A 23,911-nucleotide genomic window follows, 5' to 3' on the forward strand; every position below is an offset into this window, starting at 1 on the left:
ATAGGAATCGTGACCAACACTGAGATCAAGGACCTGGAGTACCTTCCGGGCTTCGGCAACGAGCACGTCAGCGAGGCCGTGCCGGGCGCCGTCCCGGTGGGCCGCAACTCCCCGCAGCGCGCGCCGCTCGGGTTGTACGCGGAGCAGTTGAGCGGCACCGCGTTCACCGAGCCGCGGCATCACAACCGCCGCTCGTGGCTGTACCGCATCCGCCCCTCGGCCGCGCATCCGCCCTTCCGGCGGATCGCGAACGGCGCCCTGCGCAGCGGTCCCTTCCAGGAGGCCGAGGCCGATCCCAACCGGCTGCGCTGGAGTCCGCTGCCGATACCGCAGGGCCCGGCGGACTTCGTGGACGGCCTGGTCACCGTCGGTGGGAACGGCGATGTGCTGCGCCGCGAGGGCATCGGCATCCACTGGTACGCCGCCAACCGCTCCATGGACGCCCGGGTGTTCTCGTCCTCCGACGGCGAGCTGCTGATCGTGCCGGAGCGCGGCGGCCTGCTGCTGCGCACCGAACTCGGCCTGCTGGCCGCGGAACCGGGGCATGTCGCGCTGATCCCGCGCGGGGTGCGCTTCCGCGTCGAGTTGCTGGACGCCGACGCGCGCGGCTACGTCTGCGAGAACTACGGGCAGCACTTCCGCCTCCCCGACCTCGGCCCCATCGGGGCGAACGGGCTCGCCCACGCCCGTGACTTCATGGCGCCGGTCGCCGCGTACGAGGACCGCGAGGAGCCGGTGGAGGTGGTCAACAAGTTCGGCGGCAACCTCTGGGCCGCCGAGTACGACCACTCGCCGCTGGACGTCGTGGGCTGGCACGGCAACCTGGTGCCGTACGTCTACGACCTGCACCGCTTCAATGTGCTGGGCTCGGTCAGCTGGGACCATCCCGACCCGTCGATCTACACGGTGCTGACCTCGCCCTCCGACACCCCCGGCCTGGCCAACGCCGACTTCGTGGTGTTCGCGCCGCGCTGGCTGGTCGGCGAGGACACCTTCCGGCCGCCGTACTTCCACCGCAATGTGATGAGCGAGTTCATGGGGCTCGTCGAGGGGGCGTACGACGCCAAGGCGGAGGGCTTCGTGCCCGGCGGCGCCTCGCTGCACAACATGATGTCGGCGCACGGCCCGGACCGGACGACCTTCGACAGGGCCAGCGACGCGGAGTTGAAGCCGCAGAAGGTCGACGACGGTCTGGCGTTCATGTTCGAGACCCGCTGGCCGGTCGTGCCCACGGCGCAGGCCCTGGGGGCGGAGCATCTGCAGCGGGGGTACGACGACGTGTGGCGGGGGCTTGAGCGACACTTCAGGCCATGACGACGAGCCCCGGCCTCTTCGCCCCCGACTCGCTGGTCCTGAACCGCAAGCTGCCCCTGTGGTACCAGGTCTCGCAGTCGCTGCGCGCCTCGATACTCGGCCGCCGCCCGGACGCCCCGCTGCGGCTGCCGACCGAGGACGTCCTGGCCGGGCACTACGGGGTGAGCGTGCTCACCATGCGGCAGGCACTCAAGGAACTGGAGGAGGAGGGGCTGATCAGCCGGCACCGCCGGCGCGGCACGTTCATCGAGCCCGCGGCGCGGCGCGGCGCCCCGGTACGGCTGCTGGGCTCGGTCGACGCGATCGTGGCCCAGCAGTCCGGGGAGCGCACGAGCGTGCTCGGGCACGGACCGGAGCCGGTGCCCGCGGAGTACGCCGAGTACTTCCCCGGGGTGGCCGAGACCATGGCGTACCGCAGGCTGCGGTGCGACGAGACGGGTGAGCCGACCAACTGGGCGGAGAACTTCGTGCTGCCCGAGCTGGCGGCCCGGATCGACCTCGCGGACCTGGCCCGCTGGCCGATGACGAAGGTGCTGCGCGACGCCCTGGGGGTGCGGATCAGCCGGATCACCGACACCGTGGAGGCCCGCCTGGCCGATCCGGACACCGCGCGCCTGCTGCGGGTGCCGCTGCTCAGCCCGATCCTGCACTGCACGGGGGTGACCTACGACGAGTCCGGACGCGCGGTCGACGTCGTGCGCATCCACTACCGCGGGGACCGCTTCTCCTTCACCGTCACGATGGAGGCACCCTGAGGGGCGTCAGTAGCATGCTCACGGTGAGCGATGAAGCGCCGACGCTGGCAGACCTGATGCCGTGGTCCACCGCGCCCCTGCGCCTGGGGCGCTCCTGGGTGCTGGCTCCCGAGGCCGCCACTCTCACCGCCCGCTGGGACCGGCTGCTGCGGGCCGAAGGGGCCGAGCGCGAGCGTCTGTTCCACCCGTCACGGGCGCGAACGACGCACACCGCCGTCGCCCAGTTGCCGGGCCACCCCGTGTCGACGGCGCGGCTGGACCGCGAGGACGGGCCGGGCGCCGAGCCCGTGCGGGTGCTCCACGGCCCGTACGACCAGCAGTGGCTGCTGCCGGACCAGCGGCTGATCGACGCCGCCCGTCCGGAGTTGTGGCGTGTCGCCGACGACACCCACCAGGTGTACGCGGTCGAGCTCGCCCGGCTGCCGCAGGTTCCGGGGCCGCCGCTGACCTTCTCGGCGCTGCTGCCGGACGGGCACTCCCCCGCCGGTCGGCCGGGCCGCGTCCGTCCGCTCTTCCGCCGTCCCGGCGGGGCCGACCCCAACCTGGCGCCGGGGCTGTCGGCCCACCTCGCGGCGCGGCTGGGCGTACCGGTCCCGGCGGAGGACGTGCTCGCCTGGATCGCGGCGACGGGCACCGGCGGCGGGCCGGTCGGGGTACCGCTGACCGCGGAACCGGAACTGTGGGCGCAGGGTGTCGCGCTCGGCCGCCGGCTGCTCTGGCTGCACACGCGCGGCGCCCGGTACGCCGACCCCGGGGCGGAGCGGCCGGCGGGCCATCCCCGGTTGCCGGGCGGCCGGCGGCCGTACGTGCGGGCCGCCCTCCCGGACGCACCGCAGGAGCCACCGGCCTGGGACGCGCAGGAGGAGGCGCTGGTGGTCGGGGACGGGCGGATCGCGCCGGTGCCGGAGGCCGCCTGGGAGTTCCACGCGGGCGGCACCCGGGTGCTGGAGACCTGGTTCGCCCTCCGTGCGGAGCCGGGGGAGGCGGGGACGCTGGACGCCGTGCGCCCCGCTTCCTGGCCGCGGGCCCGCACGACCGAACTACTGGAGCTGATCAGCGTCCTCGCGCTGCTCGCGGAGGAGCGGCCGCGCCGCCGGGCGCTGGCCGCGCGGGTGGCCGCGGGCCCCCGCATCGGCGCCGGGGAGTTGCGAGCCGCGCGCGTGCTGCCGGTCCCGGAGGCGGCACGGCGTCCCGCGTCCGTGCTGGATCACCACGAGGAGGGCCCGGACGGGCAGTTCGTCCTGCTGTGACCGGAACCGTGTCCCGCACCGCAACCCCAGGCAACCGTGATCGCATGACGATGTGACCACAAGTCGACATGACAACAGGCCCGGACGGAACACACCGACACGCCACATGATGCGGCGCGGTGCCGGGACGGTGTGTTCGCCCGAGCCTGTGCGCGTGCGGAAGCGTCAGGGACGCCGTCGGGTCAGCCGCGGCCCCCGAAGAGGGATCGCCGCAGCCGCCGCAGCGGCGCGAACAGCGACACACGGGCTCCACGGTTGGCGTTCGTCCGCACGTGGTCACGCGAGGTCAGCTCGCGCATCAACAGTGTGGCCTCCTCCGCCTCCCGCTGCGGCACGGCCGGACCGGCCAGCACCGAAAGATGGCGGTCGAGCCGCGCACTGGACGTGCTGCTCCCGCATGTGACGGCAGGCACTCGCGCCCTGCCTCGCATTGCTATCTGATCCATGACACTCCCCACCCATTCGAGGGCACCCGGCACCGGGCAGGGTAACCCTATCGTCCTGCCGCGTCACCTACGCATCCGCGTTACCGGATTCACCTGTCCGTCAAGGGTGTTGACAGTCATGTACCGATTCCGAGGGCCAGCAGGGGCAGTTGGGCCACGGGGTCGGCGGTGGGCTGCGGTGATCCGCCACTCGGCTCAATCGTGACGGTGAACGCGTACGAGCGGTCGTCCAGGCCGGCGGCGACGAGCGGCCCGGGCGTGTCGCCTGCGCCCGGATCGTCCGCGAACACCCCGATCGAGCGGAATGCCTCCGGGCGCTCGCTGACCAGCCACACCTGGTAGACCCGGCGCCCCTCCAGCCGCGGCAGGCCCTGCACGGTCACCACCGCGCGCCGCAGCGCCCGCGAGTAGACCGCCGTCACGCCCCGGCCGTGGTCGTCGTTGGTGTAGGCGGGCCGCGCGTCACCCGCGTTGAGCACCTCGATGACCGCACGCGTCCGCGCGCGCTCCCGGTCCAGCCGCTCCTCGGCGCGATGGAGCAGGACGCCCAGCACCGCGGACACGACCAGGGCCACGACGGCACCCGTCGCTGCCAGCCGGACCGCCGAGGGCCTGCGCCATCGCCGCAGGCGGTGGTACGCACCGGCACGCGCGCTCCATTCGCGCCAGCGCACGCCGGGCCGGCGCCCGGAGTGCTCCAAGTGCTCCAAGTGCTCCAAGTGCCCGGGGTACCCCCGGTGCGCTGGGTACTCCCGGTGCCCCGGGTGACCGGCCGCCTCCCCGCGGACCGTCCGCGTCCGCCCCTGCCCGCCACCCCCGAGCCGCACGGTGTCCCCGGCCAGTTCGCGCACCCGGTCCGCGCAGGCGTCGCACCGCAGCAGATGGGCCTCGAAGCGGCGCACCTCCCCCGGCCGCAGCGCGTCCAGGGTGTAGGACTCGGCCAGATCGTGCACGGAGCGTCTCATCTCGCTCCCCTGCTTCCCTCGGGGGCCGGGAGGGCCGGCTCCGCCTCAACTCCGCGACACCGATGCCCGGTTGCCCCATTATCACGTGACAAACCTGTGACGCAAATTCCTCCGGGGCCGCCAATCCGCCCCACCACCCGGTCCCGAACACCTCTCGCAGGACCTCTTCCAAGGGGGAGGGGCCGCACTCGCGAAGGACCGACGCGATGACCGCAGAACTCAGGAACAGGCTCACGGCCCGGATCGGGCGATCCCGTGCGATCGCCCTGATCACGGCGGGCACCCTGGCCGCGGGGGGGCTCGCCGCGGCGGGCGTCGCCGTGCTGGCACCGGACGCCGCGGAGGCCTCCAGCCACCGGGAGGCGCCGCTCATCTCGGGCCAGCCGCAGTACGACACCACGGACGTCTACGCGTTCGTCAGCCCCGACCGCCCGGACACCACCACGCTGGTGGCGAACTGGATCCCGTTCGAGGACCCCGCCGGCGGCCCGAACTTCTACACGTTCGCCGACGACGCCCAGTACGACATCCACATCGACAACGACGGCGACGCCCAGGGCGACTACCTCTACCGGTGGACGTTCCAGGACCACGTCCGCAACAAGAAGACGTTCCTCTACAACACCGGCCCGGTCACCAGCCTCGACGACCCGGACCTCAACGTCTTCCAGACCTACGACATCGACCTGTTCCGTCTGCACGACCAGCAGGTGGTCGGCCGCTACAAGGTCGCGAACGACATCCCGGTGGCACCGTCGAACGTCGGCAAGGCGTCGATGCCCGACTACAACGTCCTGCGCCGGCAGGCCGTCAGGGACCTGGGCCGGGGCACGACGGCCTTCGCCGGCCAGTCCGACGACCCCTTCTTCCTGGATCTGCGGGTCTTCGACCTCCTCTACGGGGGCAACCTGTCCGAGGTCGGTGACGACACCCTCAAGGGCTACAACGTCAACACGATCGCCCTCCAGGTCCCGACCGCCGCGATACGCCGGTCCGCGAAGCAGCCGGTCATCGGCATCTGGTCCACCACCCAGCGGCGCACCGCGGACGGGGACTGGGCACAGGTCTCGCGGCTCGGCATGCCGCTGGTCAACGAGGTGGTCAACCCCCTCAAGGACAAGGACAGGTTCAACGCCTCGTCGCCCTGGAACGACGCGCAGTTCCTCAGGAACGTCACCGAGCCCGAGCTGCCCAGGCTCATCGAGGGCATCTACAAGATCAAGGCGCCGGCCACCCCGCGCAACGACCTCGTCCAGGTCTTCCTCACCGGTGCGCCGGGGCTGAACCAGCCGCCGCACGTCCGCCCGTCGGAGATGCTGAGGCTCAACACGGCCGTGCCGCCCACCGCGCGGCCGAAGCGGCTCGGCGTCCTCGACGGCGACACCGCCGGCTTCCCGAACGGGCGCCGGCTGACCGACGACGTCGTCGACATCGCGCTGCAGGTGGTCGAGGGCGAACTGGTGGGCGCCAAGAACGACCTCGGTGACGCGGTCAACGCCAACGACCAGTCCTTCGGGGCGAGCTTCCCCTATGTCGCGCTGCCCCACTCCGGCTCGGACGGTCCGACGGCCAAGGCGGCCACGACCGACGGGGCCCGGACCGACGGGGTGACGCAGCTCAACGCCGGCGGCCTGATCCAGGGCCCCGGCGACGACGACAACACCGTCCTGATCGCCTCGGCCGCCTCCGGCGGCGCGGGTGTGCTGCTCATCGGCGCCGCGCTGGTCTGGTGGCGCATGCGCCGCCGCCCGGTCCGCGCGCGGGCGCACCGGGCCTGACCGCCGGTCCCGTTCCCGGCCGGGGCATGGCTCCCCTCGCCCCGGCCGGGGCTCCCACCCCACCCGAAAGGCAGACAGCCATGGACGCACCGCCCCTGGGCCGGCTGCGCACCGCCGTCCTCCTCATCGCGCTGTCGCTGGGCCTCGCGCTGGCGCTCACCGCGGGTGCGCTGGTGCTCGGCGGCTCCTCCGGCCGGACCGGACCGGCCGGTGGACCGGCCGCGGTCGCCGCGCGCGCCGGCGACGCCCCGCTGGACCGGCTCGCGGCGGGAGACCTCGCGGGCGGCATCGCGGGACTGCAGGACCATCTGCGCGCGCAGCCGAAGGACTCCTCGGGGTGGGCCACCCTCGGGGCGGCCTACGTCGAGCAGGCCCGCACCTCCGGCGACCCCACCCGCTACCCGCAGGCCGCGGCGGCGCTCGCCCGCTCCCTGCGGATCACCCCGGACGGCAACGACGCGGCGCTCGCCGGGCAGGCCGCCCTGGCCGCCGCCCGGCACGACTTCGGCACCGCCCTGAGCGCCGCCGACCGCGCCCTGCGCACCAACCCCTACAACGAACGCGCCCTGGCGGTGCGGGTGGACGCCCTGGTCGAACTCGGCCGCTACGACGCCGCGCGGACCGCCGCCGAGCACGCCGACGCGCTGCGCCCCGGCGTCCCCGTCTTCACCCGCCTCGCGTACGTGCACGAGCTGCGCGGGGACGCCGCGGGCGCCCGCCGCATCCTGACCGGGGCCCTGGACTCCGCGAGCACCCCCGGTGACACCGCCTACGTGGCCACGGCACTGGGCCAGCTGGCCTGGAGCCAGGGGCGCTACGCGGACGCCCTGGGGCAGTACGCCACCGCCCTGCGCGCGTCCCCCGGCTACCTGCCGGCGATCGAGGGCCGCGGCCGCGCGTACGCCGCACGCGGCGACCGCGCCAGGGCCGTCCGCGACCTGGCCGACGTCGTGCGCCGCTACCCGCTTCCGGCCCAGCTCGCCGAGCTGGGCGAGCTGTACGAGGCGGCAGGCCGGCGGGACAAGGCCCGGGAGCAGTACGCGGTGGTCGGCACCTGGATCGCCCTCGCCAAGGCGAACGGCGTCGCGACGGACCTGGACGCGGCCCTGGTCGCCGCCGACCACGGCGACCCGCGCGAGGCGCTGCGCGCGGCCCGAGCGGAGTGGGCACGCCGGCACACCGTGCACACCGCCGACGCCCTCGCCTGGGCCCTGCACGCCAACGGCCGCGACCGGGAGGCCCTGCCGTACGCGGTGCGCTCCTCCGCGCCCGGTTACCGCAACGCGGCCTTCCTCTACCACCGCGGCGTCATCGAGGCCGCGCTCGGCAGGCGACCGGCCGCCCGCGCGTCGCTGGCCGCAGCGCTGCGCCTCAACCCCGGTTTCTCCCCGACCGGCGCCCCCGCCGCCCGCGCGGCCCTCGCTCGTATCGCTCGTATCGAAGGAGACCCGTCATGATCCGGCGCAGGACGGCCGCGGCGGCCGCCGTGGCGGCGGCCGCCGCCGCGCTCGCGCTCCTGCCCGCGGGGCAGGCGCAGGCGCACCCGCTCGGCAACTTCACCGTCAACCGCTACGACGGTCTTGTCGTCGCGCCCGGCGCGCTGCGTGTCGACCACGTCGAGGACCTCGCGGAGATCCCCGCCGCCCAAGCGGCCCCGGCGGTCGACCGGGACGGCGACGGCACCCTGGCGAAGCCCGAGTTGGCGGCCTGGGCGCGGCAGCGCTGCCGCGCCGCGGCGGACGGCGCGCGGGCCGCGGCGGACGGGCGGAGCGTTCCCGTACGGGTGGACGCGGCGAGCGCCGCCGTACGGCCGGGGCAGGCCGGGCTGACGACGCTGCGCGTGGAGTGCCGGCTGACGGCGGCCCTGCCCCGCGAGGCGTCCTTCACGCTGACGTACCGTCCGGCCGACATCGGCACCGGGCCCGGCTGGCGGGAGATCACGGCGCGCGGTGACCGTATGACGCCGGCCTCCGCCGACGTACCCGCCGCGTCGGTGTCGCGGCGCCTGACCGCCTACCCGGGGGACCTGCTGTCCTCCCCCGCGAACGAGCGGTCGGCGCGGCTGCGCGTGACGCCGGGCGGTCCGGCACTGGGCGACGCGGCGGACGCGGGCACGGCGGCACCGGGGGGCGGTGTGCTGCCGCGCGGTGCGGACCGCTGGACGCGGGCGCTCACCGGGCTGGTGTCCCGGCACGCGCTCACTCCGGGTTTCGCCGCGCTCGCCCTGCTCACGGCGCTGGCGCTGGGCGCGATGCACGCGCTCGCCCCGGGCCACGGCAAGACGCTGATGGCCGCGGCGGCAGCAGCGGGCGGTCGCCGGTCGCGGCGTGACATGGTCGCCCTCGGCGCGTCGGTGACGGTGACCCACACGCTCGGGGTCTTCGGGCTCGGGCTGCTGGTGACGACGGGGTCGGCGGCGGCGCCCTCGGTCATCGCCTGGCTCGGCATCGCGAGCGGCCTGCTGGTCGCCTTCGCGGGGGCGGCGCTGCTGCGCAGGGCGTGGCGGTTGCGAAGCCGCGCCCAGCACGGGCACAGCCACGACCACCCGCACGAGCACGGCCACGACCACGACCACGCGCATGAGCACGAGCATGAGCACGAGCACGGCCACAGCCATGCGCACGCCCCCCACCGGCGCCTCCGCGCGCCCACCGCCGTCCTGACCGCCGAGCGCCCGGCCCCCGCGCCGCACGACTCTCGCCATCCTCACCCGCACCCGCACCCGCATGGCCACGAGGCCCGCCCCACCCTCCGCGGCACGATCCTGCTCGGCTTCGCGGGCGGCCTGGTCCCCAGCCCGTCCGCCGTCGTCGTGCTCGTCGGCGCCGCGGCGCTCGGCCAGGCGTGGTTCGGCTTCCTGCTGGTGCTGGCGTACGGCGCGGGTCTGGCCGCCACGCTCACGGCGGCCGGATTCGCCGTCGTGCGCCTGGGCCGACTGGCCGGCCGGGCGTCGCTGCGTCAAGGGCTGCTCCGTGGGCGGGCGTTGACGGCGGCCCGGCGCCTGGCGCCGCTGGCGACGGCGTCGGTGGTGCTGGTGCTCGGCTGCGGCCTGGTGCTCAGGGGCGCCGCGGCGACGCTCGGTTGACGTCGACGGGGAGGTTCCCGTCGAAAGGGTTCGTCCAGGGGGAAGTTCGGTCATGCTGGGCAGCGGGCGCCACGAAGGGGGGAACCGCCGATGACACGGGTCGTGGCGGAGCGCTACCGGTTGATCGGCGAACTCGGCCGCGGCGGCATGGGCGTGGTCTGGCTCGCCCGTGACGAGCTGCTCGGCCGCGAGGTGGCCGTCAAGGAGGTGAAGGCCCCGCCCGGGTTCGACGAGCGCGACACCGCGCGCCTCTACGCGCGGCTGGAGCAGGAGGGCCGCGCCGCCGCCCGGGTGGAGCACCCGAACGTCGTGAAGGTCTACGACGTGGCGATGGCGGACGGCAACCCGTGGATCGTCATGGAGCTGATCCGCGGCCTGACGCTGGCCGATGTCCTCGACGCCGAGGGGCCGATGGCCGTGCGCAGGGCGGCGGACATCGGGTCCAAGGTGCTGGCCGCCCTCCGCGTCGCGCACGCGGCCGGTGTGCTGCACCGCGACGTCAAGCCCGGCAACGTGCTCATCGGCAACGACGGACGCGTGGTGCTCACCGACTTCGGCATCGCGATGATCGAGGGCACCTCGGCGCTGACCCGCACCGGCGAGCTGGTCGGCTCGCCCGAGTACCTGGCGCCGGAGCGCGCGCTGGGCCGCCGCCCCGGCCCGGCGTCCGACCTGTGGTCGCTGGGCGTGCTGCTGTACGTCGCGGTGGAGGGCGGTTCGCCCTTCCGGCGCGACACGGCGCTGAGCACGATGCGCGCGGTCGTGGACGAGCCGTTGCCGCCGCCCGGGAGGGCGGGCCCGCTCGGCCCGGTGATCGCGGGACTGCTGCGGAAGGATCCCGCGGCCCGGCTCCCCGCCGCCGAGGCGGGGCGGCAGCTGGAGGCCCTGGCGTCCGGCCGCCCGGCGGGGCCGGGCCCGGTCGCCGCGGCCCACCCGCCCACCGAGGCAGCCCTGACGGTCACCGCGCCGCAGCCGGTCCGGGACCCGGACCGGGGGCGCACACCGGTGCGTACGACGCCCCTGCCGCCGCCCCCGCGTGACGAACCGCCGGCCGCCACCGCGACGGGGCGGCCCCGCCGGGCGCTCCTGGCGCTGGCGGCGGGGGTGCTCGCGCTGGCGCTGGGAGCGGGCGGCATGGCGTACGCGCTGCTGGACGACGACGGGGGCGGCGGGGCCGGTTCGGGGCCGACGGCCACGACGGGCGGTGTCAACGGCGCCGGCGTGACCTCCCCGGCCGTGACGACGGACGGCGGGGCCTCCTCGCCGGCGGCCTCCTCCCCGGCCGCCGGCACGGGCTCCGCGTCGCCCACCGACGGCCACGGCCCGGGCTCGGACACGTCCTCCGGCACGTCGCACACGCCGGTCCGGGTGAACGTCCACGTCTCGGTGCACGCGGTGCGGGACAGCTACACGGGCGCCTGCCCGCCGCCGGAGGCCGAGGCGCCGGCCTTCTCGGCGGTCGTGACGGTGGACCGGACCCCAGCGACGGTCACCTACCGCTGGCGGACGGGGGGCGGCACCGGCGGGGACTCGGCGTGGCGCAGGCTCGACTTCCCGGCGGGCGGGGACACCAGCCGGACGGTCGAGCACATCGAGCCGTCGTACGAGCCGGACGCCACGCACGAGGACTGGATGGCCCTGGAGACCGGGAGTCCGGAGGCGGTGGAGTCGGAACACGTCCCGTTCACCGTCACCTGCCGGACGGCGTCCCCGTCCCCGTCCCCCTCCCCCACGGGCACACCCGCCTCTCCCTGACCGCGCGGAGGGGGCCGGGGGTCGCCCGGCCCCCTCCGAGTGCGTGCGCCGCGGATCAGGCGGCCGCGGAGAACACCGGGAGGTAGCCGCCGGACTGGCCGGAGGCGGTGGGGTGGTACGACTCGTGGACCGGGATGGTCAGGCTGTGCAGCCACGCGGTTCCGGCGCAGAGTTCATGGCCGGTGAAGGCGCCGCGGACGTCGGCGAAGGCGAAGCCGTGGTCGGCGGCGCGCTTGGCGGTGACGGTGTCGAGGAGGTCGGCGGCGTCGTTGATGGCCCTGCGCTTGGCGGTGGTGAGGCCGATGCAGGAGGTCCCGATCCGGTAGAAGCGGGGGTAGCCGACGACGACCACGCGGGCGGCGGGCGCCCGGGCGCCGATGGCCTCGTAGACCGTGTCCAGACGGTCCGGGAGCCGGTTCGCGATGTAGTCGCGAGCCCGGTCGATCCGGTTCAGGCAGGCGCTGGAGGTGCTGAGCAGGCAGGTGGTCATGACGTCGACGAATCCGGCGTCGTTGCCGCCGACGGTGACGCTGACCAGGGTCGTGGTGTCGTTCAGCGCGCCGAGCTGACGATTGATCACATCGACGGTGGTCGCACCGGAACAGGCGGGGAAAGAGAACCCGGACGGAGTATGCGCCTTGGCCCACAGGCGCGGGTACGCCCGGCTGCTGCGGTAGCAGCCGCCGCTGGAGTCGTCGTACCTCCCTGAGCCGACGCCCGAGGCATAGGAGTCGCCGAGGGCCACGTACACGGGGCCTGAGGCCTGTGCCGGGCCGGCACCGGTCAGGGCGAGTGCGGCGGTGAGGACGAGCGCGGACGCGGCGGACACGCAACGGGGCAGTCTCATGCAACCTCACTTAGCAGCATCGCCGCCGCTTGCTCCGCACCGCGCGCCGGCTCGCGCGAGCGGTGTCCGCGCCGCGGCGGGCACCGCGACCCCCGCCGGAGGGCGCGCAGGTGACGGGCCGCCGGCCTGCCACCGCCCGCGCCCCCGTCGGCCCGCGTCGCCCTCCCCCACCGGCCCCCGGCCGCCGCGCCGAACAAACTCCCGCCCGCCGCCGGGCAGTTCGGGGGAAATCGTCCGCACCTGTCCGGCCCGCCACCCGCTCCGGGTACCACGGCCGCTTCTGTTCCCCGCTTCCTTGACGCCCACGCCCGAATTGAGCGACATTGAACACCTGCATCCGGCGTTTTGGGGGGCAAAGTCGCCAATGCAACCACCGCACACAGACAACGCGGCCGGTCACCCGATCGGCAAGGAATCACTTCCCCTGCTCGCGGGCGCCGCCGTGGGAGTCGGCGGGGTCGGCGCGGTGCTCGCGCTCGCGGACATCGCCTCGCCCGTCAGGGCGCCGTTCACCTTCTTCTTCCTGCTCGCCGCGCCCGCCGCGGCACTCGCCGCCGGGCTGCGGGGCCTCGACCCGCTCAGCCGGGCGGTCGTCGCCGTCGGCGGCACCGTCGTCATCGACCTGCTCGTGGCGCAGGGCATGCTCGCGCTGCACCTGTGGTCGGTGCGCGGCGGGGTCGCCGCCGTGGCGGCGGTGAGCGCCGCGCTGTTCCTGCTGCCGCTCCTGCGGCACTCCCGTGGCCGGGCCGAGAGAAGGCGGACTCCGTAAAGTGGACATCACCGTTTACCGCCCCGGCGAGCTCACCGCCGCCGACCGGGCGGCGTGGGCACGCGTGCAGAGCCAGGCGGTCGCCATGGGCAGCCCGCAGCTCGGCAATCCCTTCCTGTCACCCGGCTTCACCTTCGCCGTGGCCCACCACCACCGGGGCGTGCGCGTCGCGGTGGTCCGCGAGGACGGCGAACCGGTCGCCTTCTTCCCGTTCCAGCGCTCGGCGGCCGGCGTGGGACGGGCCGTCGGTCTCGGTCTCTCGGACTGCCAGGGTCTCGTGCACCGGCCGGGGTTCCAGTGGGACGCCCGGGAGCTGCTGCGCGCCTGCGGGCTGGCCGTCTGGGAGTTCGACCACCTCGTGGAGGGCCAGAAGCCCTTCGAGGAGGGCGCGACCGGTACGTACGCCTCACCCGTCATGGACGTCGAACACGGTTACGAGGCGTATCTCGGCCATCTTCGCAGCCACTCGCCCAAGTTCGTGCGCACGACGCTCGCCAAGGAGCGCAAGCTCGGCCGGGACGTCGGCGAGGTGCGCTACGTCCACGACGAGCGCGACGTCGGCGCGCTGCGCACGCTCATGGGGTGGAAGTCGGCGCAGTACCGAAGAACGGGGCGCAGCGACCGCTTCGCGCGGCCGTGGATCGTCGACCTGGTCGAGCATCTCTTCCACACCCGCGAGGAGTCCTTCAGCGGCCTGCTGTCGGTGCTGTACGCGGGCGACCGGCCGATCGCCGCGCACTTCGGGATGCGTACGCCGGCGGTGCTGGCCTGCTGGTTCCCGGCGTACGACACGGAGTTCTCGAAGTACTCGCCGGGGCTGGTGCTCCATCTGCGGATGGCCGAGGGGGCGGCGGCCGACGGGGTGGCCCATCTCGACCTCGGGCGCGGCCACAAGGAGTACAAGGAGTCCCTGAAGACCCGCGACCTGACCGTCTCCGAGGGCTGGGTGACCCGGCCGCATCCGGTGGCGCTCGGCCATCGCGCCCGGCGTGCGCCGGTGCGCGCCCTGCGCAACGCGGTCACGGCGCATCCCGTGCTGCGGGAGCCGGCGGACCGATTCCTGAAGCGTGTGGGGCGGTTGCGCGCCGGTACATGATAACGGACATTGCGCCACAGGAATGATCAATAGGGCTCAACGGTACCGATCAACTCCGATCGGGACTGATCATCGCCCATCGTGTCACACCATGACTCAACTGGACGATTATCCGCCAATTCAATGAAATGGTATTCACTCTCACGAGTCTTGCCATAGAGTTCCAACCGTCAATACCGTCATACATCCACCCGCATCGACCTGTTATGCAAAGCGGCTCAAGGGGAGGGCCAGACAGTCGCGACAGGAAGATCGGGGCGCGGTAGGGGGGTGCCGTGCTCGGTCACCAGGACGTGTGTGCCGAGTCGCGAGCCGCGCGGCCAGTCACGCATGTCCACTCACCCGGCCCGCCAGCTGTTGGGACGTCGCCATGCCCTGCATGCGCGGATTCCCGGGCGGGGTGAGACAACCCCCCTTTCGAACCGGCACACCAGAGGGCGCCCGGGACGGGCGACCCACCGGACGAGAGGGAAAACAGACTCATGAGCTCGTCTCTGCGCCCGGCAGTCACCGGGCACGCGCAGGCAGTCGCGGTCCTGGCTCCGGACCATTTCACTCCGGTCTCCACGCACTTGGCGATCGCTCCGCTGGTCAGCGTGGTCATCCCGGCCATGAACGAGGCCGAGAACCTGCCGCACGTCTTCGCCACCCTGCCGTCGTGGATCCACGAAGTGGTCCTCGTCGACGGGAACTCCACGGACGACACCATCAAGGTCGCCCGTGAACTGCGGCCGGACGTCCGGATCGTGGCGCAGACCGGAAAGGGCAAGGGCGACGCCCTGATCAGCGGTTTCGCCGCCTGCACCGGCGAGATCATCGTGATGGTGGACGCCGACGGCTCGGCGGACGGGTCGGAGATCGTCTCCTATGTGTCGGCCCTCGTCGGAGGGGCCGACTTCGCGAAGGGCTCGCGCTTCGCCAACGGCGGCGGCACCGACGACATGACCCCGATCCGCAAGCTCGGCAACCGCGTCCTGTGCGCCGTGGTCAACGCCAAGTTCGGGGCCCGCTACACCGATCTGTGCTACGGCTACAACGCGTTCTGGCGGCACTGCCTGGACAAGATCACGCTGGACTGCACCGGCTTCGAGGTGGAGACCCTGATGAACATCAGAGTCGTCACCGCCGGCCTGAAGGTGCAGGAGATCCCCAGCCACGAGTACGTGCGCATCCACGGCGTCAGCAACCTGCGCGCGGTGCGCGACGGGTTACGGGTGCTGAAGGTCATCGTGCAGGAGAAGAACGAGCGCCGCGCCGCACGCCGCAAGGAGGTGCGGTGACCACGCGGACCCCTGTCTCCGTGGTGATCTGCGTCTACACCGAGGACCGCTGGGGCGACATCCTCGCCGCGGTGGCCTCGGTGGAGGCGCAGAGCCTGGCCGCCCACGAGGTGCTGCTGGTCGTCGACCACAACCCCGCGCTCCGCGGGCGGTTGGCGGAGCACTACGCCGGAACCCCGGTGCGGGTGCTCGCCAACGCCGGGCCGCGCGGCCTGTCGGCAGGCCGCAACACCGGGATCGCGGCGTCCACCGGCGAGGCCGTCGCCTTCCTGGACGACGACGCGGTCGCCGAACGGGACTGGCTGCACTGGTTCGCCGACGCCCTGGAGGACCCGCTCGTCATGGGCGTCGGCGGGCGCACCCGCCCGGTCTGGGCCTCCGGGCACCGGCCGCGCTGGTTCCCCGAGGAGTTCGACTGGGTGGTGGGCGCCTCCTACCGGGGCCAGCCGCCCGGCCGGGCGCCGGTGCGCAACGTCCTCGGTGGCAACGCCGCGTTCCGGCGCACCGCCTTCGACATCGCGGGCGGCTTCGCGACCGGCATCGGGCGCGACGGCGACAAACGGCCCCTGGGCTGCGAGGAGACGGAGTTCTGCATCCGGCTCGCGCAGGCCAAGCCCGGCACGCTGCTGCTCATCGACGACCGCGCCGTGATCTGGCACCGCGTCCCCGCCGCCAGGGAACGTTTCGCCTACTTCCGCACCCGCTGCTACGCCGAGGGCCTGTCCAAGGCGCTGGTCACCCGCAGCGTGGGCACCGAGGCGGGCCTGGAGACCGAACGCCGGTACGCCACCCGCGTCCTGCCCGCCGGCGCCGCGCGCGGACTGCGCGACGCCCTGCGCGGCCGCCCCGGCGGCGCGGGGCGGGCCGGCGCCATCGTCACCGGTGTGGCGGCCACGGCGGTCGGGTATGCCGTCGCCCGACTGCGCACCCGGGGGGAGGCCACGCCGTGAGACCGGCCGTCCCTCTGCCGTCCGTCCACCGCACACCGGGAGGTGCCCTCGTATGACCGAGAACGACGGACGGCGGGACGGCCCCGTGCCGATCCTGATGTACCACGCCGTCACCGACACGCCCGCCCGCGCCACCCGGGGACTGTCCGTGACGCCTGCGGCCTTCGCCGCGCAGATGGCGCTGCTCGAGGAGCGCGGCTTCACCCCGCTCGGCACGTTCGAGCTGGCGAACGCCTGGCGGGAGGGGCGGGCGCTGCCGCACCGCCCGGTGCTGATCACCTTCGACGACGGCTACGAGGGCGTCCACCGGCACGCCCTCCCCGTCCTGAAGGGCCTCGGCTTCACCTCCACGCTCTTCGTCTCCACGGGCTGGCTGCGCGGCGACCACGAGGTGCCCGGCGCGGCACCGGACACCATGCTCGACTGGGACCAGGTGCGTGAACTGCGCGACGCGGGCACCGAGATCGGCGGGCACAGCCACTCCCATCCGCAACTGGACCAGCTCGGTGACGAACGGCTCTGGTTCGAGCTGCTGCGCTGCAAGGAGATCCTGCGCGACGAACTGGGCGCGCCGCCGGCCTCCTTCGCCTACCCGTACGGCTACTCCACCCGCCGGGTGCGGCAGGCCGTGCGCATGGCCGGCTACGGCGCCGCGCTCGCCGTGGGCAACGCCCTCGCCGACCCGCGGCGGCAGAGCCCCTTTGCGCTGGCCCGGGTGACCGTCCGCCGCGGCACGGGGATCGAGGAGTTCGAGCGGCTGGTCGAAGGGCGCGCCGTCGCCCGCAATTTCGCGGCGGACCGGGTCCTGACCCAGGGGTACTCCCTGGTGCGCAGAGCCCGCCGGGGTGTGCGGAAGGTGCGCGAGAGCGGTGTCTGAGACGACCACGACGTCCACCACGCCCACGACGCCCGGGGAACCCGCACCGGGCACGGCCGCCGGCACCGCGACGGCCGGTGATCCCGGCACCGCGTCCGGCACCGCCAAGCGCGGCGGGAACCAGCTGTTCCGCAACGCCTACGCGCTGATGCTCAACACCGGTGTCTCCGCGGTCCTCGGCCTGGGTTACTGGCTGGTCGCGGCCCGCTACTACAGCGAGGACGCGGTCGGCCAGGGCTCGGCGGCCATCGCCGCCATGAAGTTCCTGGCGGGCCTGACGGCGGTGACCCTCACCGGGGCGCTCGCACGCTTCATCCCGGTCTCCGGCCTGCGCACCGGACGCCTGATCTTCGGTACGTACGCGGGGAGTTCGGCGATCGTGGCCTTCGCGGCGGCGGTCTTCCTGCTGACCCTGGACTTCTGGGGCCCCTCGTACCGCTTCCTGCACGGCACGGTCAACGGCCTCGGCTTCATCGCTGCGGTCGTCGGCTGGTCGCTGCTGACCCTGCAGGACGGGGTGCTGACCGGGCTGCGCAAGGCGGTGTGGGTGCCCGTCGGCAACACCGTCTTCTCTGCTGCGAAGCTGGCGCTGCTGGTGGGCATCGCGGCGGCGGTGCCGACGGCCGGTGTGTTCGTGTCCTGGGTCGCCGCCATCGGCCTGTCGGTGGTGCCGCTGGGCTGGCTGGTCTTCCGCCGGTTGGCGCCCCGGCACGCCAAGGCAACGCCGGAGACGGCCGAGCCGCCGACAGGCCGTCAGATGGGCCGCTTCGTCGCCGGTGACGCCACCGGCTCGTTCTTCGCGCTCGCCGTGGTGTACCTCGTCCCGGTCATGGTCGCCTCGCAGATCTCCTCCACGGACAACGCGTACTTCTACATCACCATGACCATCGGCGGCACGATCGACCTGCTCGCGATCAACATGGGGTCCTCACTGACCGTCGAGGGCGCCCACGACCCGAGCCGGATCGCCGAGAACTGCCGGGCGGCGCTGCGCCGGATGGCCAAGATCATGGTGCCGATCACGCTCTTCATGGGCGTCTTCGCACCGCAGATCCTCGGCGTCTTCGGTGAGGGCTACGCGCAGGAGGGCGCGCCGCTGCTGCGGCTGCTGGCGCTGTGCTCCCTGACCCGGGTGCTGATCGAGGTCTACTTCGGCATCCTGCGCGCGCAGAGCCGCACCGGGCTGCTGGCCTTCCTCCAGGGCGTGCTGTGCCTGCTGGTGCTGGGGCTCACCCTCGCGCTGCTCGGTCCGCTGGGCATCACCGGGGCCGGGTGGGCCGAGCTGGGCAGCCTGGTGGTGATCGCGGTGGTCGCCGTCGTCGGGCTGCGGCGGCTGGTCACCGCTCCCGCGGCCGGTCCGCAGCCGGCCCCCGCACCGGCGGCCGAGGCGTACGAGGCGAGCACCGCCGAACCGGCGGCCGAGCAGGCGGCCGCGGCGGGCGAGGACCTGGAGATCGTCTACGGCACCCGCTGGGCGCGGGCCGCCGCGCTGGACAGCGACACCCTCCGACTGGGGGTGCACCTGGACTTCGACCACCCCGAGCGGCGTCCCTACGTGACGCCGCCGCAGGGCACCGCGATCCCCGAGCTTCCCGCGCCGCGCGCGGAGAAGTCCCTGACACCCGCGACCGCCCCCGCGGCGCCGGACCCGGCACCCGACCCACCGGCGCCCGCCCCGGCGGAAACAGCTGCGGAAACCTCCGCGGAGCAGGCGTCGGAAGCACCGGCACCGCCCGGCGCGCCCGCCGGCCGCCGGACCCGGCTGCTCGAACTCGGCGTATGGGTCCTGCTGGTGGGCGCGCTGACCCTGTACTGGCTGCCGCTGAGCCGCATGGACGACGCCTCGCTCGACGCGATGAACGGCCTCGGCCTGATCTCCGTCCTCCCTCCGGCGACCCTGGCGGGGGCGGCGTTGCTGGTGGTGGCCTTCGCGGCCGGCCTGTGGCTGCGCGCGCCGCGCCGGTGGCTGCTGCTGGCGATCCTGCTGGCGACGGTGGCGTCCCTGCACGGCGTGCCCGCGCTGCTGGAGGAGCAGCCGCGGTTCGCGACCGCGTGGCAGCACGCGGGCTTCATCGACTACATCGGCCGCACCGGGGACGCCGCGCCCGACATGGACGCCCGCTTCTCCTGGCCCGGCTTCTTCGCCGCGGTCACCTTCGTCACCCGCGCCATCGGGCTCACCGACCTCACCGAAGTGCTGCGCTGGTGGCCGCTGGCCGTGGAACTGCTCTACCTGGCCCCGCTGATGCTGCTGCTGCGCGCGGTGCGCGCCGGATGGCGGGCCAAGTGGTGCGCGGTGTGGATGTTCGCGCTGTGCGGCTGGGTGGGGCAGGACTACTTCTCCCCGCAGTCCCTCAACTACCTGATCTACCTGCTGTTCGCGGCCGTGCTCCTGGTCTGGTTCCGGGCCCCGGGGGCGCCGCGCGGCACGTTCTTGCCGGGTGAGGCCGAGGTGCCGCCGACGGGCCGGATCGACCGGGCGGTGCTGCTGGCCCTGCTGGTGGCGCTGTTCGCGGCGTCGGTGGTGAGCCACCAGCTCACCCCCTTCGTGATGCTGGGCGTGCTGGCCGTGCTCGTGCTCGTCCGGCGGTCGACGCCGCTCGGGCTGCCGCTGCTGTGCGGGGTGCTGCTGATCGGCTGGATCTGCTACCTGGCCGAGCCGTACTGGTCGGGCCACTTCGACGAGCTGTTCGGCGGCGTGGGCTCGCTCGGCGGCAATGTCTCCTCCAGCGTCTCCGGGCGCATCGAGGGCGGCAGCACGGTGCACAAGCTGGTGCTGTACGTGCGGATCGCCCTGGCCGGCGGCGTCATGGTGCTCGCGGCCGCCGGCTGGCTGCGCCGCCGCTGGGCCGGGATCAACGACCGGGCGCTGCTGGTGCTGCTGGTCGTGCCGTTCCTCGGCTTCGGCATGCAGTCCTACGGCGGCGAGATGGCCCTGCGCGTGTTCCTGTTCGCCCTGCCCGGCGCCGCCGTGCTGGGCGCGCTGGCGTTCTTCCCGCGCTCCTCGTCGGACCGCGGGTGGCGCGGGCCGGCCGCGGCGCTGCTGGCCGGCTGGGTGCTGATGGCGGGCTTCCTGGTGGCCCGCTGGGGCAACGAGCCGTTCGAGCGGGTCCGCACCGGCGAGGTCGCGGCCATGGAGTACGTGTACGCGCACGACAAGCCGACCGCCCGCCTGGTGTGGCTCAGCACCGACCCGGTGAACGACGTGACACCGAGCCTGCCGTGGAACGCCCGGGACATGGAGCGGGTGACGTATGTGCCGGTCCTGGCCCCGCGCGACCCGGTGCTGGTCGATCCGCTGGTCAAGGCGCTCCAGGACGCGGGACCGAACTCGTACCTGATGGTCTCGCGCGGCCAGGACGCCTATCTGCAGCTGGACGCCGGATTCTCCCGGACCTGGCCCGACAAGCTGCTGCGCTCCCTCGACGGGCGCACCGAGCTGCGGCCGGTGGTGCGCAACGAGGACGCGACCGTCTACGCACTGCGCGAACAGCCCGCCGGCTGGGCGGCGGCGCAACCGCGGCCCGGCCGGGTCTTCCCCGTGGTGACATGGAACACCTGGACGGCGGCCGGCGTCCTCGCCGGCGTCTCACTGCTGGTGCTGCTCGGGGCCCGCGAGCTGGTCCGGGTCACCGTGCCGGAGGCCAGGCGGCGGCGCGGCATGCGCTGGTCGCTGGTGGCGGCGGCGCCCCTGCTGCTGGTGTTCCTGGCGGCGACGGCGGTCCGTTTCCTCACCCTGAGCTGACCGGCTGCCTCCCGGCCCCGGGAACAACCCCGGGAACACCGCGCCGCCACGCGGCGTTCCCGGGCCAAGGAGGTGCGAGCAATGGCGCACGAGGAGAACGAGACGACCCCGCAGGCCACGACCGCGGCACCGGACACGGCGGCGCAGGCCCGGCGGGCCCGCTTCGGCCGGCTGCCGGAGCGCGTCCGCCCGCAGGACGCGGTCCCCGGGGTGCGGGCCACGGTCCACGACCCGGACCGCGACGCCTACAACCCGGACGAGTGGCTGGTCCGCAACGTCGTGTGACGCCCGCCGCGGCTCCTAGCCGCGGCTGAGCCAGCGCAGCCCGTAGCCGGGCAGGGAGAAGGAGCGGCCGTCGACCTTCGCCTGGATCGGACGGCCGAGGACGTTGACGACGAGCACGGCCCTGTCGTCCGCGAGCACCCGGACGTTGGGCCGGTCGTCCGCCGCGACGGACACCGTGCGAAAGCGCGTGCCCGGCGGGAAGGCGGCGGCGAAGCGGCGCAGGAGGTCCATCATGGGCAGTTGCTCGCCACCGCCGGAGGACAGTTCGGTGCTGGTCCACAGGCATCCCGGGCACGACCTTCCGCGCTCCTGGGGATTCCAGTAGAACGCCGCGTCCGCTCCGCCGCGGGCCAGCTCCATCATGGCGGCGGCCTGCACGGCGGTGCGGTGCCGTTCGTCCCAGCCGGTCGGCTTCCCGTCCGGTTCGACGTACCACTCGGCCCACCACAGGGGCAGCCCGCCGCTGCGCTGCTTGAGCCAGCGGCCGACGGCGGCGAACTTCTCGGTGGCGGCGAACTCGTCGGGGACCAGCGAGTCGTCTCGGTTGGTGCTGGAGCCGTCGGCGACGAGGAAGTCCGCTCCGGTCTTGTGACGCAGCCAGTAGTCGACGGCGTCGAGGGCCCGCCGGTCGGCCGCGCCCCAGGGGCCCTTGAGGGTGTCCGAGGCGTCGCCGTTGCCGTCGTCGCCCGGGGCGAAGCTGTCCATCACGAGATAGGGACCGCCGACGAGATTGTCCGGATCCACCTTCTTCAGCGCCCGGTACACGCGGTTGTACAGGTCGGTGTAGCCCTCGTAGTCCCAGCGTTGCCGGCCGTCGTTCCAGAAGCCCTTGAACTCGTTCCAGACGATGAAGTGCCGCACGTCCGGGTAGCGGCGGGCGACGGTGGCGGCGAGGGCCGCGAAGTCGTCGAAGTGGTCGGGGGCGGGGGCGACCTCCAGCCGGGACCAGTCGGTCCCGGCGCCCGGCGCGCCGCCCTTCATCCAGTCGGGGGCGCAGCACAGCGTGATCACGGGCGTGCCGCCGCTGGCCCTGATGAGGTCGATGCGGTCGTCGAGTTCGCCGAAGTCGTACGTGCCCGGGGAGGGTTCGGGGTTGTCGGCGCCCCAGCCCATGATCGCCTGGTCCTGGGGCAGCGACCGCTCGGAGAGCAGCCCGGCCGCCGCGCGCTTGGCCGGGCCCTCGCCGTGGTCGGCGCTGTACTCGGTGTGGGTCAGGCCGAACCCGAGCTCGGCGGAGGGTTTCCCGGTGGGCGTGCTGGACGGGCTGTGCACACCGGCGCCCGACCCGGCGCTGCCGCGCCCGCCGTCGCCCGTACCGCCCCGTAGGTCGCACATCGTCAGCAGCAGCGCCAGCGCGACCACACCGATCCCCAGAAGCGCGGTCATGCCTCGCCGCCCCGCCCCCGGTACTTTCGCACGAACGTCCCCATGGCGTCCCATCACCAGTCAGGGTAACCGCCGCGTTGCCCGGATCGGGCGGGTTTCACCGGGGGTTCAACGGGATTGCGCCGCTCCGCGAAAACCCTGTGCGCCCGCGGAGCCCGTGCCGGATCATGAGCGTCATGCCCGACGCAACGCCCCCGCATCGCGCCCTGTCCATCCGCCTCGGCATGAACGACGACGACTCGCCGTCCGACGCCATCGACGCCCTGTTCCTCAGCCGCTTCGTCACTGGTGAACAGCCGTACTCCCGCGGCTCCTCCGTGGAGCGCGTGAAGTCGGGGCTGACCCTGCTGCCGGCCGGGGCCGAGGTGCTGCGCGCGGCGCGCGACAAGGACCGCGGCGCCACCCTCGCCGAGGGCGAGGGCTGGACGATCCTGGTCTCCCGCTGGCACCACCGCGCGGACGTGACCGTGACCGCCGTGAGCGAGGAGCTCGCCCGGCGCGTGCTGGCCGAGGCCGTCGAGAACGCCGAGGACCAGCCGGAACCGCAGCCCGACGACGTCACCATGGGCTTCTGGTACGTGGCGCCGCGCCGCGGTCCGCACCGCATCACCCGTCAGATCAGCGCCGCGCCCTGGGACGACGTCCGGGGCAACTACACCGCGCCGGTGGCCGAGGCCGTGGACGGGCTGATGAAGCTCACCCCGGACGACATCAGCGGCCGCCTGCTGCTCCTGCACGGCCCGCCGGGCACCGGCAAGACCTCGGCGCTGCGCACCCTGGCCCGGTCGTGGCGGGACTGGTGCCAGGTGGACTGCGTGCTCGACCCCGAGGTGCTCTTCAACGACGTCGGCTACCTGATGGAGATCGCCATCGGCGAGGACGACTCCGAGGGGCCCGGCCGCTGGCGGCTGCTGCTCCTGGAGGACTGCGACGAGCTCATCCGCGGCCAGGCCAAGCACCAGACGGGCCAGGCGCTCTCGCGGCTGCTCAACCTCACCGACGGGCTGCTCGGCCAGGGCCGCAACGTCCTGGTCGGCATCACCACCAACGAGGACCTGGAGCGGCTGCACCCGGCGGTGGTCCGTCCCGGGCGCTGCCTGGCCCGTATCGAGGTCGGGCCGCTGACGCGCGGCGAGGCCACCACCTGGCTCGGCACGTCCGAGGGCGTCGGCCGCGAGGGCGCCACCCTGGCGGAGCTGTACGCGCTGCGCCGCGGCGCGTCCTCCGGCGCCGGCCCTGTGCTGCCCACCCAGACGCCGGCCTCCTCCTCGGACGGCCTCTACCTCTGACCCCGCGGCGCCCTCCTTGCGTGCACGGGGCCGGGGAGC

General features: G+C 73.8%; 19 protein-coding genes. 15 read left to right on the forward strand and 4 right to left on the reverse strand.

Features of this window, described 5'->3' with window-relative positions:
- Positions 1 to 9: 9 nt before the first annotated feature.
- The 3 genes from hmgA to ACIP98_RS17945 are packed head-to-tail and all read left to right on the forward strand — an operon-like array spanning position 10 to position 3,319.
- A complete protein-coding gene (hmgA, locus tag ACIP98_RS17935) occupies positions 10 to 1,314 on the forward strand; it encodes a homogentisate 1,2-dioxygenase (protein ID WP_401976768.1) in 1,305 nt (434 codons plus the stop codon).
- On the forward strand, positions 1,311 to 2,069 hold the full coding sequence (locus ACIP98_RS17940; RefSeq protein ID WP_319661910.1) for a GntR family transcriptional regulator: 759 nt from the start codon (positions 1,311 to 1,313) through the stop codon (positions 2,067 to 2,069). Before hmgA ends, ACIP98_RS17940 begins: the two co-directional genes overlap by 4 nt.
- A gap of 14 nt (positions 2,070 to 2,083) precedes the next feature.
- The gene (locus ACIP98_RS17945; protein WP_319661909.1) at positions 2,084 to 3,319 is read left to right on the forward strand and encodes a type ISP restriction/modification enzyme; all 1,236 of its coding nucleotides are present in this window, start codon (positions 2,084 to 2,086) and stop codon (positions 3,317 to 3,319) included.
- Positions 3,320 to 3,501: 182 nt separating this feature from the next.
- On the opposite strand, the gene ACIP98_RS17950 is transcribed toward ACIP98_RS17945, so the two are convergent.
- Positions 3,502 to 3,765, reverse strand: a complete 264-nt coding sequence (locus ACIP98_RS17950; RefSeq protein WP_319661908.1) for a hypothetical protein — start codon at positions 3,763 to 3,765, stop codon at positions 3,502 to 3,504.
- Positions 3,766 to 3,881: 116 nt separating this feature from the next.
- Entirely contained in the window at positions 3,882 to 4,730 is an 849-nt protein-coding gene (locus ACIP98_RS17955) for an anti-sigma factor domain-containing protein (protein WP_401976770.1), read from the reverse strand.
- A gap of 206 nt (positions 4,731 to 4,936) precedes the next feature.
- On the opposite strand from ACIP98_RS17955, the gene ACIP98_RS17960 reads away from it, so the two are divergent.
- From ACIP98_RS17960 to ACIP98_RS17975, 4 genes are all read left to right on the forward strand, one after another.
- Complete coding sequence (locus ACIP98_RS17960) at positions 4,937 to 6,508, forward strand: DUF4331 domain-containing protein (protein WP_401976772.1); 1,572 nt, start codon at positions 4,937 to 4,939, stop codon at positions 6,506 to 6,508.
- A gap of 80 nt (positions 6,509 to 6,588) precedes the next feature.
- Positions 6,589 to 7,965: a tetratricopeptide repeat protein gene (locus ACIP98_RS17965; RefSeq protein WP_319661905.1), complete on the forward strand. Its 1,377-nt coding sequence runs from the start codon at positions 6,589 to 6,591 to the stop codon at positions 7,963 to 7,965.
- Entirely contained in the window at positions 7,962 to 9,593 is a 1,632-nt protein-coding gene (locus ACIP98_RS17970) for a nickel transporter (RefSeq protein WP_401976774.1), read from the forward strand. The genes ACIP98_RS17965 and ACIP98_RS17970 overlap by 4 nt, the downstream gene beginning before the upstream one ends.
- A 90-nt stretch (positions 9,594 to 9,683) precedes the next feature.
- Positions 9,684 to 11,348, forward strand: coding sequence for a serine/threonine-protein kinase (locus ACIP98_RS17975; RefSeq protein ID WP_401976776.1), 1,665 nt, complete (start codon positions 9,684 to 9,686; stop codon positions 11,346 to 11,348).
- A 55-nt stretch (positions 11,349 to 11,403) separates the two neighbouring features.
- Here ACIP98_RS17975 and ACIP98_RS17980 read toward each other — a convergent pair whose 3' ends face one another.
- Positions 11,404 to 12,195 carry an SGNH/GDSL hydrolase family protein gene (locus ACIP98_RS17980; RefSeq protein ID WP_401976779.1) on the reverse strand — a complete coding sequence of 264 codons (792 nt, stop codon included), beginning with the start codon at positions 12,193 to 12,195 and terminating at the stop codon, positions 11,404 to 11,406.
- Positions 12,196 to 12,559: 364 nt separating this feature from the next.
- On the opposite strand from ACIP98_RS17980, the gene ACIP98_RS17985 reads away from it, so the two are divergent.
- The 7 genes from ACIP98_RS17985 (at position 12,560) to ACIP98_RS18015 (ending at position 21,197) form a co-directional block, all read left to right on the forward strand.
- Entirely contained in the window at positions 12,560 to 12,964 is a 405-nt protein-coding gene (locus tag ACIP98_RS17985) for a hypothetical protein (RefSeq protein WP_319661900.1), read from the forward strand.
- Between the two features lies 1 nt (position 12,965).
- Entirely contained in the window at positions 12,966 to 14,060 is a 1,095-nt protein-coding gene (locus tag ACIP98_RS17990; RefSeq protein ID WP_319661899.1) for a GNAT family N-acetyltransferase, read from the forward strand.
- 482 nt (positions 14,061 to 14,542) lie between these two features.
- Positions 14,543 to 15,340 (forward strand): glycosyltransferase family 2 protein, encoded by a 798-nt coding sequence (locus tag ACIP98_RS17995; RefSeq protein WP_319661898.1) that lies wholly within the window; start codon positions 14,543 to 14,545, stop codon positions 15,338 to 15,340.
- Positions 15,337 to 16,290 (forward strand): glycosyltransferase family 2 protein, encoded by a 954-nt coding sequence (locus ACIP98_RS18000; protein ID WP_401976782.1) that lies wholly within the window; start codon positions 15,337 to 15,339, stop codon positions 16,288 to 16,290. The genes ACIP98_RS17995 and ACIP98_RS18000 overlap by 4 nt, the downstream gene beginning before the upstream one ends.
- Before the next feature lie 52 nt (positions 16,291 to 16,342).
- Complete coding sequence (locus ACIP98_RS18005) at positions 16,343 to 17,167, forward strand: polysaccharide deacetylase family protein (RefSeq protein ID WP_319661895.1); 825 nt, start codon at positions 16,343 to 16,345, stop codon at positions 17,165 to 17,167.
- Positions 17,160 to 20,912, forward strand: a complete 3,753-nt coding sequence (locus ACIP98_RS18010; protein WP_401976784.1) for a lipopolysaccharide biosynthesis protein — start codon at positions 17,160 to 17,162, stop codon at positions 20,910 to 20,912. Before ACIP98_RS18005 ends, ACIP98_RS18010 begins: the two co-directional genes overlap by 8 nt.
- An 81-nt stretch (positions 20,913 to 20,993) precedes the next feature.
- Positions 20,994 to 21,197, forward strand: a complete 204-nt coding sequence (locus ACIP98_RS18015) for a hypothetical protein (RefSeq protein WP_319661893.1) — start codon at positions 20,994 to 20,996, stop codon at positions 21,195 to 21,197.
- Positions 21,198 to 21,212: 15 nt separating this feature from the next.
- Here the strand turns inward: ACIP98_RS18015 and ACIP98_RS18020 are convergent, their stop codons facing one another.
- Positions 21,213 to 22,637 (reverse strand): xylan 1,4-beta-xylosidase, encoded by a 1,425-nt coding sequence (locus ACIP98_RS18020; protein WP_401976785.1) that lies wholly within the window; start codon positions 22,635 to 22,637, stop codon positions 21,213 to 21,215.
- A gap of 122 nt (positions 22,638 to 22,759) precedes the next feature.
- Between ACIP98_RS18020 and ACIP98_RS18025 the strand changes: the two genes are divergently transcribed.
- Positions 22,760 to 23,872 (forward strand): DUF5925 domain-containing protein, encoded by a 1,113-nt coding sequence (locus ACIP98_RS18025; RefSeq protein ID WP_401976786.1) that lies wholly within the window; start codon positions 22,760 to 22,762, stop codon positions 23,870 to 23,872.
- Positions 23,873 to 23,911: the final 39 nt, after the last annotated feature.

This window comes from Streptomyces sp. NPDC088354 (genome assembly GCF_044753585.1).
Lineage (GTDB): Bacteria > Actinomycetota > Actinomycetes > Streptomycetales > Streptomycetaceae > Actinacidiphila.

What these genes read in the sequence shown, in the direction of transcription:
- ACIP98_RS17960 (WP_401976772.1), top strand. Translation starts at nt 4,937, where the DNA reads ATGACCGCAGAACTCAGGAACAGGCTCACGGCCCGGATCGGGCGATCC.
- ACIP98_RS17995 (WP_319661898.1), top strand. Translation starts at nt 14,543, where the DNA reads ATGAGCTCGTCTCTGCGCCCGGCAGTCACCGGGCACGCGCAGGCAGTC.
- ACIP98_RS17980 (WP_401976779.1), bottom strand. Translation starts at nt 12,195, where the DNA reads ATGAGACTGCCCCGTTGCGTGTCCGCCGCGTCCGCGCTCGTCCTCACC.
- ACIP98_RS18020 (WP_401976785.1), bottom strand. Translation starts at nt 22,637, where the DNA reads ATGGGACGCCATGGGGACGTTCGTGCGAAAGTACCGGGGGCGGGGCGG.
- ACIP98_RS17950 (WP_319661908.1), bottom strand. Translation starts at nt 3,765, where the DNA reads ATGGATCAGATAGCAATGCGAGGCAGGGCGCGAGTGCCTGCCGTCACA.
- ACIP98_RS17970 (WP_401976774.1), top strand. Translation starts at nt 7,962, where the DNA reads ATGATCCGGCGCAGGACGGCCGCGGCGGCCGCCGTGGCGGCGGCCGCC.
- ACIP98_RS17975 (WP_401976776.1), top strand. Translation starts at nt 9,684, where the DNA reads ATGACACGGGTCGTGGCGGAGCGCTACCGGTTGATCGGCGAACTCGGC.
- ACIP98_RS17955 (WP_401976770.1), bottom strand. Translation starts at nt 4,730, where the DNA reads ATGAGACGCTCCGTGCACGATCTGGCCGAGTCCTACACCCTGGACGCG.
- ACIP98_RS17965 (WP_319661905.1), top strand. Translation starts at nt 6,589, where the DNA reads ATGGACGCACCGCCCCTGGGCCGGCTGCGCACCGCCGTCCTCCTCATC.
- ACIP98_RS17940 (WP_319661910.1), top strand. Translation starts at nt 1,311, where the DNA reads ATGACGACGAGCCCCGGCCTCTTCGCCCCCGACTCGCTGGTCCTGAAC.
- ACIP98_RS17985 (WP_319661900.1), top strand. Translation starts at nt 12,560, where the DNA reads ATGCAACCACCGCACACAGACAACGCGGCCGGTCACCCGATCGGCAAG.
- ACIP98_RS18015 (WP_319661893.1), top strand. Translation starts at nt 20,994, where the DNA reads ATGGCGCACGAGGAGAACGAGACGACCCCGCAGGCCACGACCGCGGCA.
- ACIP98_RS17945 (WP_319661909.1), top strand. Translation starts at nt 2,084, where the DNA reads ATGCTCACGGTGAGCGATGAAGCGCCGACGCTGGCAGACCTGATGCCG.
- ACIP98_RS18005 (WP_319661895.1), top strand. Translation starts at nt 16,343, where the DNA reads ATGACCGAGAACGACGGACGGCGGGACGGCCCCGTGCCGATCCTGATG.
- ACIP98_RS18025 (WP_401976786.1), top strand. Translation starts at nt 22,760, where the DNA reads ATGCCCGACGCAACGCCCCCGCATCGCGCCCTGTCCATCCGCCTCGGC.